Source organism: Neptuniibacter sp. QD37_11 (assembly GCF_047778105.1).
In the GTDB taxonomy this organism is placed as follows: Bacteria; Pseudomonadota; Gammaproteobacteria; order Pseudomonadales; family Balneatricaceae; genus Neptuniibacter.
In genome coordinates this window covers 2,859,022-2,871,873 of sequence record NZ_CP180552.1, presented here as the reverse complement: position 1 = coordinate 2,871,873, position 12,852 = coordinate 2,859,022, and the positions used below count along the sequence as shown (strand labels likewise).

The window sequence follows — 12,852 nt, the reverse complement described above, 5'->3', positions numbered from 1 at the left end:
TATGGCGATTAGGGATAAATGGCTAATTGAAGCTGCTATTAAGCAAGGTTTAATTTCAGAGAGCCAGCATACAGAGGCCAGCTTACATGCGCGCCGTTTAAAAATGGATGAGAAGACGGTGCTTTGTTATGAGCAGCGTATAGCGCCAAGTAGCTTCTATCATGCTTATGCTAGTGAGCATGGTATGCAGTATCTTCGACCATCGCAGATCCAAGTAGATCAAAGTCGCCTGAGTAATATACCGCAAAGTTTTATTCGTCAGTTTCGTATTCTCCCTGTCGATATAGGTGAAGTTGATAGCGATAAAATCTATGTCGTTACCGATTCTCCAGAGAATCCCACACTCGAAAAACAGTTACAGCGATTATTCAAAACGGATGTAAAACTCTGCTTGTCTGAGCCAGAAGCATTTGAATGCAGTTTGCGTTTAGATGTGGAGTTAAGCAATGCAGAATTAGGTTTTGATGCAGTTGCAGAGTTTTCTGAATTGTTGAATCAAGCTTATATGCATCGAGCATCCGATATTCATATAGAGCCCTTAGCTGACTACTATATTGTGCGATTGCGGGTAGATGGCCAGTTACAGCAATATGGGAAGCGTTTTACCCTTTCGGAAGGGATCTCTTTAGTTAGTCGTATTAAGGTTATGTCTAACCTAGATATAGCCGAAACTAGAATGCCTCAGGATGGCGGTGCTGATTATACAACGCCTTACAATGTCGAGTTTGAAATGCGTGTGGCGACAGCGCCAACTAAGCATGGTGAGCGAGTAACCCTACGTTTGCTTGGCACGGATAATCAGTTGTTTACCCTGAAACAGCTAGGGATGTCTGATGCAACCTTACGGCAGTTTAGTCGCGTAATTGCTCAGCCTCATGGCATCGTTCTGATTACAGGGCCTACAGGTAGCGGTAAATCCACTACGCTCTATGCTGCGCTTGACGAGTTAAAATCGGAAAGCACCAATATTCTGACTGCGGAAGATCCTGTTGAGATGGTGGTAGAGGGTGTTTCTCAGGTACAGATGAATGCAAAGGTGAATTTTGCATCTGCCCTTCGAAGTTTCCTTCGTCACGACCCCGATATCATTATGGTCGGTGAGATCCGAGATTCTGAAACCGGTGAGATTGCTCTGAAAGCTGCGATTACGGGCCATATGGTTCTATCTACCCTGCATACTAATTCTGCGATTGCTAGTGTCACGCGTTTGAAGAATATAGGGCTTGAGCCCTTTATGATCGCTTCAAGCCTCCAAGGGATTGTCGCGCAACGATTGGCCAGAAAGCTTTGTCAAAGCTGTAAGTTAGAGATGCCGGCGGATTTTTCAGAATTGAAACAGCTGGGTTTGCCCTCTGATGATCTAGTTATGCTCTCTCACCCTCAAGGGTGTTCCCTGTGTAATGGCACAGGCTTTAAAGGGCGTATTGCTCTATTCGAAACCTTGTGGATGGACGAGGTTTTGCGGGAGTTAATCACTCAAGAAGCAGACGAACAACAGTTACGTAAACATGCTCAGCATTATATCAGTCTTGCTCATGATGGCCGCGAGAAGGTACTTCAGGGCTTAACCTCGATGGAAGAGCTGCGTCGCTTAGGTCTTCTTAATCAGTTTGATGAGGAGGCTAACGGATGAAGTTCGTCTATCAGGGGATGAATACCTCGGGTGAAACCTGCGAAGGGACTATCTCAGCCGTTGATCATGATGCAGCAATTGCTAAGCTGCAAAAGAAAGGGATCTATATCAGCAGTATTCAAGAGAATGCTGGAAGTGGTTCTGCTGATAAGCCGAAACAAGATGCCTTTGAGCAGCTGCTTTGTCTGTTGCCGGTTAAGACTAACCAGAAAATTTTCTTTTTCCGTCAGTTAGCTTTGATGTTTCGTTCAGGACTTTCTGTGACCGAAGGATTGAATATCTTAGGTGGTATTCAACGAGGCAGGATGAGAGAGATTATTCTGGATTTGAATGATCAGATCAGCGCAGGTATGTCTTTCTCTCAGTCTATGGAGAAATATGAGTCTGTTTTTTCTCCGCTAGCACTGCATATGCTGCGCAGTGCTGAAGCCAGTGGCGAGTTGGAACCTGCTTTAGTGCGTATTGCTGATTTTATGGAGCGCCAAGCTGATATCAAAACCCAACTTATCTCTACCATGACATACCCGGTGGTGGTGCTGTTTATGACCGTTGGGGTGTTTATCTTTTTGATGTCGACGGTTATACCTAAGTTTGCCGCTTTCTTTGAAAAAACGGGTAGAACGCCTCCGCCAGAGATGATTCAGATGATGGGTATCTCTAACTTTATCCAACAGTATTGGGCGCATGTATTGGTAGGGATCTTACTCGCTTTGATCGGAATTATTTTGACGTATTCGCGTAAGAAAGGGCGCTTTTATATCGATTACTTGCTCCTAAAAATTCCTCTGGTGGGTACGATGATCTCTGCAAGTTCTATGTCGCAAATTACTTGGGGATTATCCAGTATGTTGCAAAGTGGCATATCCGTGGTTCAGTCCTTAGAGATCATTAGTAAATTGATTAATAACAAGGTGATAGCCAAAGATATTGCGGATGCATCAGAAGAGATTCTTCAAGGTGCTGATATGGGTAAAAGTTTCCGTAAGCCCCATATCGAAGGGTTGATTCAAGAAATGACTCTAGTCGGTGAAAGAACAGGTAGCATGGTATCGGTGATGAAAGATGCCGGTACGTTTTATGAAGAGCGTGTGCGCATGATCACTAAGGCGATAGCTACAGCTATGGAGCCGGTAGCCATTCTTCTGATCGGTGGCATTGTGGGTTATGTGTATTACGGATTCTTCAAATCGATGTTTGCGGTGTCAGGTTAATTGATGATGAAAAAGATAATTTTAATCGTTTTATGTGTGCTTACGCTTCCTATGACAGCTACTGCTGAATCCCCGTCAACTGGTTATGTCACAGCTAATGTTGGAGCTGGCTCAGGTGTCATTGTTATGCGAGACCCCTTTAGTGAGCCGCAAGGTGCTCCGCAACAAGAAAAGCAGGGCATTTTAGGTGGAATTGTTGATCGGTTTGGTCAAGGGTTCCGTCGTACTCCGGGCGAAGTTAATGTCCCTAATTTGCTGTTTAAAGGTTATATCGATCGGGGTGATTCCAGTCCGATGGCGCTGTTACAAATAGCTGGGGATCGTGTGCACTTAGTGAAAAAGGGTGATGAAATTAATGTTGATCCAGCCAACCCTCGACAGGCGATTAGAATTACAAAAATTTCCCGTTTAAGTATTACTGTTGAGACAGGCACTTTAGGGCAGATGAAGGTATTACGATGAAAGCTTTAGGAAAACTTGCCCTTGCTTTGGCGCTGTTAAACCCAATGGCAGTATCAGCCGCAAAGATATCAGAATTGGAATTTGCTGATACCCGCTTAAGTGATGTAATTCGAACCCTATCGGAGCTCTCGCAGAGTAATATTATTGCCACACCCAACGCTATAGATAAGCGAGTCACGATCCACCTAAAAAACGTATCAGATATTGATGCCATTAAATCGATCAGCCGTATCAGTGATCTATGGTATCGCTATGATCAAGATACCAATACTTATCGCATTATGACGCGTGAAGAGTATGCAAAGGATTTAGTGGTTCGTGAAAGTCAGCGTATCGAAGTTTTTCGCTTACTCAATGCCAATGTCCGTATCGTCGCTCAGGCTATTGAAGATTTATATGGCGATAGAGTGGAGCTTTCGTTAGGAGAGCAGCCTGGAAGTAACAACTCCAGTCGATCAAGTTCTAATTCATCCTCTCGGAATAGTTCTAGCAGCGGTAACAGCAGTGACAATTCTGAGTTGAGAAATCAGACAAGGGATCTCTCCGTGGGGCAGTTAGAACAGTTGCTGAGAGGCAATAGTAATGCTCTTACGGTTGATCCTGCATCAATGCAAGCGTTGAGCCTCAAAGCGCAGCCAATCTATGTCACAGTGAACAATGAACACAATATGATTATTGTGCGAACTGATGACAGCAAGATTATTAATTCCATCAAACAGTTGGTGGATAAGATGGATATTCCTGTACCTCAAGTAATGCTAGAGATGAAAATTCTGAGCATAACTTTAGGGGATGACTTTAACTCTATCTTTAACTTTGAGTTAGCGCCTCAAGGTGGTAATCAATCTACAGTTCCTCTCAAATTGGGTAATAATGCTTTGCTTAATAGCGGCAGTTTTATCTATGAATTCCTTAACGATAAGCTTAAAGCAAATATTGAATTTCTTGATGAAAATAAGCGCTTAAAAGTGTTATCAAATCCGATGGTGCTTGCTTCTAACCATCGTGAAGCTGATCTTTTTATTGGTGAAGAGAGCGTTCTAACACGTGGTTTTACCTTTAATCCTGCACAGATTGATAATGGGGTAGTCGTATCTCCTTCTTATATAGAAACAGATACTGAGTTAGAAGAGATCGGTATCTCTTTAAAAATTACCCCGCGTATTAATTCAGATGGTACGGTGCTTCTGGAACTGCAACAAGAAAGCTCCACCCTGAATCCTGGAGGTGGCACAATTCCTGTACCTGATGGTAATGGTAATGTTGTGAATTTGGCGATTGATACAGTTAATACTTCTCGTCTAAAAGGTATCGTTGCAGCTAAGAATGGTCTCACAGTGGCTGTAGGTGGCTTAATTCGTACTACTAGAACTAGAAATGAACGCAAGGTTCCGTTACTGGGTGAAGTGCCTGTTGTGGGTAATATCTTTAAGTCGACGATCGAAAGCGATGAAGAGACAGAGATGGTCTTATTGATTACGCCTAGAATTCTAAACTCACCTTCAGAGAGTCAAGAGTTGCAACGTGGTAATAACCGTTTTTATCAACAGTATAATGACGGATTCCCTGATCCAGCCCCTGCTGAAAATAGGTTTATTAAAACTCCGGTCAATCAGACATCTGAGCAGCTTAAAGTTGAACCTAAGAAAGAAGAGACAAAACTGTCTGATATTGATCAATTTATGATGGATGCGGGATAACCTGCACCCGTCATAAACTACTTTAAATCAGGCCTAGATATCTAGGCTTGATTTAGTCGGTTCTCTTCGTCCCTAAAAGTTCGATCATATAACCATCAGGGTCTTTGACAAAGGCCAAGATCGTTGAACCGTGTTTCATTGGTCCTGCAGGGCGAACCACTTCACCGCCTTTGGCTGTTATTGCATCGCACGCGGCGTATACATCGTCAACTTCGATGGCTAAGTGACCAAACGCATTACCGAGTTCGTATTGATCAGTATCCCAGTTATGGGTGAGCTCGAGTGCGGTGTGCTCAGATTCATCGCCATAGCCTAAAAAAGCTAAGGTGAAGCGACCGTCAGGATAGTCTTTACTGCGTAACAGTTTCATGCCCATTAGCTGAGTATAAAACTCAATAGATTGCTGCAAATCAGTAACACGCAACATGGTGTGTAAAAGGCGCATAATTCAGCATCCTTTTTATTTATCTTTGGTATGATGGGAGATATAAGTTTTGCCATTATATCTTTACAGTGCTTTATTATAAGGATAGATATAACAGAAGTCCTACGTTCTGTTCTGGGTATTGTGTGCGTATGGTTGTTTCTCTGGCGAGATAGGGAAGGTGTTTATGTTTCAAGATATGAATAAAAAGATCTCGGATTCAATGGGTCCGTTCAAAGAGTTGGTCAATATTCAAACCAAGATGCTTGAAGAGCTTACTCGCCAGCAGATGGAATGCACAAAGTCTTGTATTGAAGCGACTATTCAGCAGACAAAAGAGATGCAAAAGTGTCAGTCACCAAGTGATTTGATGGAGCTACAACGTAGCTATGCGAAAGAGCTGGAAGACACTCTCAAAGCGGCAAGCGAACAGAATATGAAAGCGTTACAAGATGCTCGCACAGAAATTGAAGATGTAGCTCAGCATACATTCGACGCTTTTAATAAGTAGTTTTAAACCACCTAAAAAGCAGCCTAGGGCTGCTTTTTTTGTTTTATCTGGAAAGAAAAATGAGTGCTTCAATCGGTTTGTTTTATGGCTCCACTACGGGAAATACTGAAAGCGTAGCAGAGCTAATTACAGAACATCTTGGTCAAGATAAAGTCCATCGTATCGATATTGCTGCTGACGGTATCGAGAGCGTGTCTGAATACGAACATTTAATCCTAGGTATATCAACGTGGGATTTTGGTGAGCTACAGGAAGATTGGGCTGATCTATGGGAGCAGTTGGATGCCGTAGCGGTTGCAGGTAAGAGCTGTGCGCTGTTTGGCCTAGGTGATCAAATCGGCTATAGCGAGTGGTTTTTAGATGCGATGGGGCTTTTGCACGAAAGGTTGCAGAGTAAAGGTGCTGAGATGGTTGGGTATTGGCCCGTAGAGGGCTATAACTTTGAAGCCTCTAAAGCTTTAACTCCAGATCATCAGAAGTTTGTCGGCCTTGCAATCGATGAAGATTGTCAGCGTTCAGAAACTGAAGAGCGTGTTGCCACTTGGTGCCAGCAAATCAGCAAAGAGTTTGAACTGTAGTCTTATCGTTGTTATCAAATCTGTGTTAACTATTCAGCCTAAACAAGTAGTGTTGTGCGCTGATTTTCGGTAAAATACTGCCCTTTTTTAAACTGCCGGCTATAGATTCTATACCATGGAAATTAACCCGATTCTTAACAACCTCAAAGATATTACAGTGCGTACTGAAGCGCTTCGTGGCTTTCTTGATTACGAAGGCAAAAAAGAGCGCCTGGAAGAGGTCACTCGTGAACTGGAAGACCCTGCAGTTTGGGATAATCCAGAAAATGCGCAGCAATTGGGTAAAGAGCGTTCTACGCTTGAAGCCGTGGTAAACACAATCGATGAACTGACAGCGGGTGTTGATGATACACGTGATCTGTTAGATATGGCTGTTGAAGAAGATGATGAAGATACAGTCGCAGAAGTCGAAAGTGATGTGAATAACATGCTGGATAAACTGCAGACGCTTGAATTCCGTCGTATGTTCTCTGGTGAAGCCGATCCAAACAATGCCTTCCTTGATATTCAAGCAGGTTCTGGCGGCACTGAGGCTCAAGATTGGGCTGAAATGATGCTGCGTATGTACCTGCGTTGGGGTGAAGATAAAGGCTTCAAAACTGAGTTGTTGGAATGTTCTGCGGGCGATGTTGCAGGTATCAAGTCAGCGACGATTAGTTTCCAAGGCGAGTACGCTTTTGGTTGGTTGCGCACTGAAACCGGTGTTCACCGTCTAGTACGTAAATCACCATTCGATTCCGGTGGTCGTCGTCATACATCTTTCTCTTCTGTATTTGTATCTCCAGAGATTGATGACAACGTTGAAATTGAGATCAACCCTGCAGATTTACGTATCGATGTATACCGTGCATCGGGTGCTGGTGGTCAGCACGTCAACCGTACGGAATCTGCGGTACGTATTACGCACGAACCTTCCGGCATTGTAGTACAAAGCCAGGCGCAGCGTTCTCAGCACCAGAACAAAGACACCTGTATGAAACAGCTTCGTGCAAAACTATATGAAGTTGAGATGCTCAAGCGTACAGAAGCGGCGCAGGAGCAAGAAGATAATAAAGCGGATATTGGCTGGGGCAGCCAGATTCGTTCTTATGTGTTGGATGATCAGCGCATTAAGGATCTGCGTACAAACGTTCAGAGCTCGAACTGTGACAAAGTACTGGACGGCGATCTGGATCTATTTATCGAAGCTAGCCTTAAAGCTGGCCTGTAAAGAATTTATTAACTTAAAGGTTTACCACACCGATGTCTGATAACACTCAGAAGCAAGATGAAAACCGCCTGATTGCGGAGCGCCGTGAAAAGCTAAACGCGCTACGTGATGAAGGTAATGCATTCCCAAATAACTTCCGTCGCGATAGCTATGCTGAAGACCTTCAGGCTCAGTACGGCGATAAATCGAAGGAAGAGTTGGCTGAAGCAGGCATCAAGGTGAGCATTGCGGGTCGTGTAATGCTAAACCGTGGTGCTTTTGGTGTTATTCAGGATATGACAGGTCGTATCCAGTTTTACGTAAACAAAGAAGCGCGTAAGTTTGCTAAAAGCTTGGACCTTGGTGATATCGTAGGTATCACAGGTGAGCTGCATAAGTCTGGTAAAGGCGATCTATATGTAGATATGGGCGAATACCAGTTGCTAACGAAAAACTTGCGTCCACTGCCTGATAAGCACAAAGGTCTTCAGGACACTGAGATCCGTTACCGTCAGCGTTATGTTGATCTGATCACTAACGAAGACTCTCGTAAGGTATTTGAGACACGTTCAAAGATTGTTTCTGGCATCCGTAACTACCTGACTGAGCGTCGCTTTATCGAAGCAGAAACGCCTATGTTGCAGGTGATTCCAGGTGGTGCGACAGCCCGTCCATTTATCACGCACCACAACGCGTTAGATCGCGATATGTATCTGCGTATTGCGCCTGAGCTATATCTGAAGCGTTTGGTTGTCGGCGGTTTTGAGCGTGTATTCGAGATCAACCGTAACTTCCGTAACGAAGGTCTTTCTACACGTCATAACCCAGAATTCACAATGATCGAATTCTATCAGGCGTATGCGGATTACAACGATCTGATGGATCTAACAGAAGATATGCTGCGTACTGTTGCGCAGGATGTTTTGGGCACAACAACAATCATCAATACAGTACGTAACGATGAAGGTGAAGTGTTGGAAACATTTGAATACGATTTGGAAAAACCATTCCGTCGTATCAGCGTTTTTGATTCTATTCTTCACTACAACGATGATATCACTGCCGAAGCATTAGCAGATGAAACTGCTGCACGTCAGATTGCACAGCGCATGGACATCGATGTTAAAGATAGCTGGGGCCTAGGTAAGGTTCAGATTGAGATCTTCGAAAAGACTGTAGAGCACCGTTTGGATCAGCCTACATTCATCACTGAATACCCAGCAGAAGTGTCTCCGCTTGCACGTCGTAACGATGCAAACCCTTTCATTACTGATCGTTTCGAGTTCTTCGTAGGCGGTCGTGAGCTTGCTAATGGCTTCTCGGAGTTGAATGATTCTGAAGACCAAGCTGAACGTTTCCGTGCGCAAGTAGCGGAAAAAGATGCGGGTGATGATGAAGCGATGCACTACGATGGTGACTACATCAACGCGTTGGAGTACGGCCTACCACCAACGGCTGGTGAAGGTATTGGTATCGACCGTTTGGTGATGCTGTTTACTGACTCTCCATCTATCCGTGACGTGATCCTATTCCCTGCGATGCGTCCGCGCGGTTAAGATCAGAACTGTTTTCATACTTAAAGCCCTCGTTTGAGGGCTTTTTTGTATATAGCTAAACCTATGGTTGTTCTATATCGTTAGGTAAAAAAGGAAGAGATGCTGTGGCGATGAACTGGTTATTCCCAACAGAAAAACGCTCTATACCGGCTAAGCGCTGGTTGGGTATAAGTTTGCGAACGATTCATCTCGTTGGAATTGCGGGTTTGGCTGGTGCCTATCTTTTTCAGCAGCCAGAGAGTAGTTGGTATCCTTATCTGCTTATGACCCTTGTTAGTGGTTTTCTGATGGCCGCTATGGAAGCGTATGGAGATGGTATTTGGTTGATACAGCTCAGAGGCACTGCTATCGGCATTAAGCTACTGCTTTTATCCACCGTATTTTGGTGGTTTGAGCAGCCAAATGCTTATATCTATTTTCTAGCAATTATTATCTCTGGCATCGTCTCTCACGCCCCTGGAAAGTTACGATACTATTCCATCTGGCATCGTAGGGTCATTACAGAGCCTGTTGAGTTAAGTTCTAACGAAGTTAAAAATTGTGGTGGTTGATACTAATATGGCACTTGAAAACGCTCCAAGCTGGCAAGCTGTTTTGGCTGAACAATTTCAGCAGCCTTATATGCTGGCTCTTAAAGAGTTCCTTAAAGAGCAAAAAACTCAGCGTAAAATTATCTACCCCCATTCAGATAATTGGTTTCATGCTTTAGAAACGACGCCTTTGGATGATGTTAAGGTCGTGATTTTGGGTCAGGACCCTTACCATCAACCAGGTCAAGCTCATGGGCTTTGCTTTTCTGTGATGCCGGGGGTCAAAGTGCCGCCCTCTCTTGTGAATATCTATAAAGAGCTAGAGAGTGATTTAGGGCTTCCTCGAGCTGATCATGGTCATTTGGAATCATGGGCTCAGCAAGGGGTTTTGCTACTCAATAGCGTACTAACAGTGGAGGAGAGCAGTGCGGGTGCTCATCAAGGTAAAGGCTGGGAAACATTTACCGATCAAATTATCCAAGCAGTAAATCAACATTGCGATAATGTCGTATTTCTTCTTTGGGGTAGTTACGCACAGAAAAAGGGAGCCTGTATTGATCAAGAAAGGCACCTTGTCTTAAAAGCACCTCACCCTTCACCTCTGTCTGCTCATCGCGGTTTCTTGGGCTGTCAGCATTTCAGTCAAGCCAATCAGTATCTGCAGCAGCAGGGTAAAGTGCCTATCAATTGGCAGCTTCCGTCTCTCTAGATTTTAACGATAGCGGTAATTCAGACTGCGTAACCGGGCTGGAGGTAAAGTAGCAATGCTGACCTCGCCCGCGCTTTTTACTTTCATACATTGCTATATCGGCGCAGTGCAATAATCCCTCGAAGTCTATAGCGTCTTTTGGAGCAAAAGCAGTACCTGCGCTACAGCGTATATGCAGTGCTGCTGGGGTTTCGAGGATCGGATGATTCAGACGTTCATGGATGCGTTCCATAATCTGATCCAACGCTTCCTGTGCTTCAAACATGCTGTCTGCTTGAATCAGTAAAATAAACTCGTCACCGGCAAGGCGAGCCAATATATCATCTTCACGAAGGATTTGATTAATGGCTGTTGTGAAGTTGGTGAGAACTTTGTCGCCAACGTTATGACCGTACTCGTCATTAATAGGTTTGAAGAAATCTAGATCGATAAAAGTAAGGGATAAAACGCTCTGTTTTCTTTGGGCTCGACTGATCGCTTGTTTGGTAATGGCTTCAAGCATTTTGCGATTGGGCAGGCCGGTTAACTGATCTGTATGGGCGAGCTCTTTTAGACGTCGATTTTGCTCGGATATCTGTGTGTTAGCTAAAGCTAACTTTTGTGTATAGCGAGTTCTGCTATCGGTAAAGCGGCGAACCGAATACCCGGATATTAACGTCATGGCGACGATGGCTAGAAGCAGTAAAGCGAGGAGAGAGTTTTGAGCGGTGTCTTCATAACTAATACGCATTTTGAGGGAGCTTTCTAAGGCATTTGCCTTCTGAATGATCTCCATAAAAATCTTGTCTTGGTGTTGTTCTCTCTCTGTTCCTGCAGCCGATTCCTCTAGGTCTACATGCCTTTGGTCGATCGATTTGCGGAGCTGCTGTAGCTTGTAAACAAGCCGATTGGCTTGCAGCCTCAGCTCTTTGTATTCTAAAGGTTGGTAGATATTCTGTTTAAGGGTGCCGCCATCCAAAATGGCATTGGCGTACCAAGTTGCCTGATCTAAGTGTGTATAGACGGTGTCGATGGATACAGAAGGGTCACCTGCGGAGATTTCTTCAAACCAAAGATGGGCTTGAGCTACCTCAAGTTTGATCTCCATAGAGGCATCGAGCCATGGGATGAATTTTTGCAGGGTGCTTTGTGCACTAAGGTGAATATAAAGGAGAAGCAGTAAGCACAGAGTGGCTGTTGCACCAGTAAGCAATAAAGGTACTCTCGGACTGGTTGGTGCCGAAGTTGTCATCCTTGAGCCTCTCCCTAGGCCTTTTACGAAAGTTGTATGGGAGTGTCGCGTTTATTGCTTTCTGGGTCAACAGTTGTCTTCTATTTGTTCAGCTTATTTTGGCTCAAATAGTTTTGGGTCCAGCTCGTAAGGCAGTGTGGATAACTCCAGAGCTGCATCTCCAATTTTAAGATCGCCTTTCTCGGCAAGTGTTTTTACCAGTACAGCCAATACGCGGTAACGGTTTTCGCCACAAGGTGCAGCTATTACTACTTGGCCTGCTTTTGGTTTGTCTGGGCTACTTACTTCTTGGCCTGGCTTTGGTTGCTGATTAGCTGTGATTTCAGCAATGTACATCGGCTTTTTCAGCTGTCCGCGATGTTGTAGACGGGTAATGATCTCTTGTCCTGTATAGCAGCCCTTACGGAAGCTAACGCCGCCCAATGCTTGGAAGTTAGTCATTTGAGGAATGAAGGCTTCCTGAGTTTCTGCGCGAAGGTCAGGGATTGCTGCGTCTATTTCGCTCAGTACCCAATCATCGGTTGAGCCAATGCCTACTTCGTCTTGAAGGTTTTGGATTAGCTCTACTAGAGCGCTATTTTCCATCCAAATTTCGTAGCGGTTGCCAGGCACGCGAACAACAACGCCGTTACTTAGGCTAATAATGCCGTCGTCTTCAGTTGGTGATTGTTCGAATAGCTGTTCTATAAGTGCCTGTGCACCAGGGCCTGTCAGGCCAATGCCACCTACTTGTGCGCTAACATCTTCCGCTTCCGCTTTGGAAAAGATCATGTACTTTTTCAGGTTATTGGTAGCGCTGTCAAAAATATCATGGCTTATACGCAACCAAACGTGATCTTCGCCTCGTTTAAGCATACGGAATAAGCTAAGCATATGGCCTTTAATATTACAGTGAGCGCCTAGAGCACTGCCGCGTGCGAAGACTTCTGAGACATCACAGGTCAATTGGCCTTGAAGGAATTTTTCAGTATCCGGACCTGCTATAGATAGAACGCGTTGATGTAGCAGTGGGATAATTTGGGTCGTTTTGGCGGTTGTACTGAGTACAGCTGTGTTGTCAGTATTGAGTTGAATATTTTTATCTTTTAATAATTCAATCAGATTGCTCATCGTACATT

13 protein-coding genes are annotated in these 12,852 nt (G+C 44.4%); 10 read left to right on the top strand and 3 right to left on the bottom strand.

The window, feature by feature from the left end; all coding sequences use genetic code 11:
• Window position 1: 1 nt before the first annotated feature.
• From ACMXYT_RS13415 to ACMXYT_RS13400, 4 genes are read left to right on the top strand one after another with little or no spacing between them, the layout of a single operon-like run.
• The gene (locus ACMXYT_RS13415; RefSeq protein WP_415899081.1) at window positions 2-1,633 is read left to right on the top strand and encodes a GspE/PulE family protein; all 1,632 of its coding nucleotides are present in this window, start codon (window positions 2-4) and stop codon (window positions 1,631-1,633) included.
• Window positions 1,630-2,844, top strand: coding sequence for a type II secretion system F family protein (locus tag ACMXYT_RS13410; protein WP_415899080.1), 1,215 nt, complete (start codon window positions 1,630-1,632; stop codon window positions 2,842-2,844). The genes ACMXYT_RS13415 and ACMXYT_RS13410 overlap by 4 nt, the downstream gene beginning before the upstream one ends.
• A 6-nt stretch (window positions 2,845-2,850) precedes the next feature.
• Window positions 2,851-3,306: a hypothetical protein gene (locus ACMXYT_RS13405; RefSeq protein WP_415899079.1), complete on the top strand. Its 456-nt coding sequence runs from the start codon at window positions 2,851-2,853 to the stop codon at window positions 3,304-3,306.
• Window positions 3,303-5,006 carry a type II secretion system protein GspD gene (locus ACMXYT_RS13400; RefSeq protein WP_415899078.1) on the top strand — a complete coding sequence of 568 codons (1,704 nt, stop codon included), beginning with the start codon at window positions 3,303-3,305 and terminating at the stop codon, window positions 5,004-5,006. Before ACMXYT_RS13405 ends, ACMXYT_RS13400 begins: the two co-directional genes overlap by 4 nt.
• A 52-nt stretch (window positions 5,007-5,058) precedes the next feature.
• Here the strand turns inward: ACMXYT_RS13400 and gloA are convergent, their stop codons facing one another.
• Entirely contained in the window at window positions 5,059-5,451 is a 393-nt protein-coding gene (gloA, locus tag ACMXYT_RS13395) for a lactoylglutathione lyase (RefSeq protein WP_415885633.1), read from the bottom strand.
• Window positions 5,452-5,617: 166 nt separating this feature from the next.
• Between gloA and ACMXYT_RS13390 the strand changes: the two genes are divergently transcribed.
• The 6 genes from ACMXYT_RS13390 to ung all read left to right on the top strand — a co-directional run bounded on the left by ACMXYT_RS13390 (window position 5,618) and on the right by ung (window position 10,503).
• A complete protein-coding gene (locus tag ACMXYT_RS13390; RefSeq protein ID WP_415882248.1) occupies window positions 5,618-5,941 on the top strand; it encodes a phasin family protein in 324 nt (107 codons plus the stop codon).
• A 59-nt stretch (window positions 5,942-6,000) separates the two neighbouring features.
• Window positions 6,001-6,519, top strand: coding sequence for a flavodoxin FldB (fldB, locus tag ACMXYT_RS13385; protein WP_415899077.1), 519 nt, complete (start codon window positions 6,001-6,003; stop codon window positions 6,517-6,519).
• A gap of 115 nt (window positions 6,520-6,634) precedes the next feature.
• Window positions 6,635-7,729 carry a peptide chain release factor 2 gene (gene prfB, locus ACMXYT_RS13380; protein WP_415899076.1) on the top strand — a complete coding sequence of 365 codons (1,095 nt, stop codon included), beginning with the start codon at window positions 6,635-6,637 and terminating at the stop codon, window positions 7,727-7,729.
• Window positions 7,730-7,761: 32 nt separating this feature from the next.
• Window positions 7,762-9,264, top strand: a complete 1,503-nt coding sequence (lysS, locus tag ACMXYT_RS13375) for a lysine--tRNA ligase (protein WP_415896881.1) — start codon at window positions 7,762-7,764, stop codon at window positions 9,262-9,264.
• A 110-nt stretch (window positions 9,265-9,374) separates the two neighbouring features.
• A complete protein-coding gene (locus ACMXYT_RS13370) occupies window positions 9,375-9,815 on the top strand; it encodes a hypothetical protein (protein WP_415901128.1) in 441 nt (146 codons plus the stop codon).
• Window positions 9,816-9,822: 7 nt separating this feature from the next.
• Window positions 9,823-10,503, top strand: coding sequence for a uracil-DNA glycosylase (ung, locus tag ACMXYT_RS13365; RefSeq protein WP_415899075.1), 681 nt, complete (start codon window positions 9,823-9,825; stop codon window positions 10,501-10,503).
• Here ung and ACMXYT_RS13360 read toward each other — a convergent pair.
• The gene (locus ACMXYT_RS13360) at window positions 10,478-11,734 is read right to left on the bottom strand and encodes a GGDEF domain-containing protein (RefSeq protein ID WP_415899074.1); all 1,257 of its coding nucleotides are present in this window, start codon (window positions 11,732-11,734) and stop codon (window positions 10,478-10,480) included. The genes ung and ACMXYT_RS13360 overlap by 26 nt on opposite strands.
• Window positions 11,735-11,827: 93 nt before the next feature.
• A complete protein-coding gene (locus ACMXYT_RS13355; protein ID WP_415911547.1) occupies window positions 11,828-12,844 on the bottom strand; it encodes a YgfZ/GcvT domain-containing protein in 1,017 nt (338 codons plus the stop codon).
• Between the last annotated feature and the right edge of the window lie 8 nt (window positions 12,845-12,852).

What these genes read in the sequence shown, in the direction of transcription:
- lysS (WP_415896881.1), top strand. Translation starts at nt 7,762, where the DNA reads ATGTCTGATAACACTCAGAAGCAAGATGAAAACCGCCTGATTGCGGAG.
- ACMXYT_RS13415 (WP_415899081.1), top strand. Translation starts at nt 2, where the DNA reads ATGGCGATTAGGGATAAATGGCTAATTGAAGCTGCTATTAAGCAAGGT.
- ACMXYT_RS13390 (WP_415882248.1), top strand. Translation starts at nt 5,618, where the DNA reads ATGTTTCAAGATATGAATAAAAAGATCTCGGATTCAATGGGTCCGTTC.
- ung (WP_415899075.1), top strand. Translation starts at nt 9,823, where the DNA reads ATGGCACTTGAAAACGCTCCAAGCTGGCAAGCTGTTTTGGCTGAACAA.
- ACMXYT_RS13410 (WP_415899080.1), top strand. Translation starts at nt 1,630, where the DNA reads ATGAAGTTCGTCTATCAGGGGATGAATACCTCGGGTGAAACCTGCGAA.
- ACMXYT_RS13370 (WP_415901128.1), top strand. Translation starts at nt 9,375, where the DNA reads ATGAACTGGTTATTCCCAACAGAAAAACGCTCTATACCGGCTAAGCGC.
- gloA (WP_415885633.1), bottom strand. Translation starts at nt 5,451, where the DNA reads ATGCGCCTTTTACACACCATGTTGCGTGTTACTGATTTGCAGCAATCT.
- prfB (WP_415899076.1), top strand. Translation starts at nt 6,635, where the DNA reads ATGGAAATTAACCCGATTCTTAACAACCTCAAAGATATTACAGTGCGT.
- ACMXYT_RS13400 (WP_415899078.1), top strand. Translation starts at nt 3,303, where the DNA reads ATGAAAGCTTTAGGAAAACTTGCCCTTGCTTTGGCGCTGTTAAACCCA.
- ACMXYT_RS13405 (WP_415899079.1), top strand. Translation starts at nt 2,851, where the DNA reads ATGAAAAAGATAATTTTAATCGTTTTATGTGTGCTTACGCTTCCTATG.
- fldB (WP_415899077.1), top strand. Translation starts at nt 6,001, where the DNA reads ATGAGTGCTTCAATCGGTTTGTTTTATGGCTCCACTACGGGAAATACT.
- ACMXYT_RS13355 (WP_415911547.1), bottom strand. Translation starts at nt 12,844, where the DNA reads ATGAGCAATCTGATTGAATTATTAAAAGATAAAAATATTCAACTCAAT.
- ACMXYT_RS13360 (WP_415899074.1), bottom strand. Translation starts at nt 11,734, where the DNA reads ATGACAACTTCGGCACCAACCAGTCCGAGAGTACCTTTATTGCTTACT.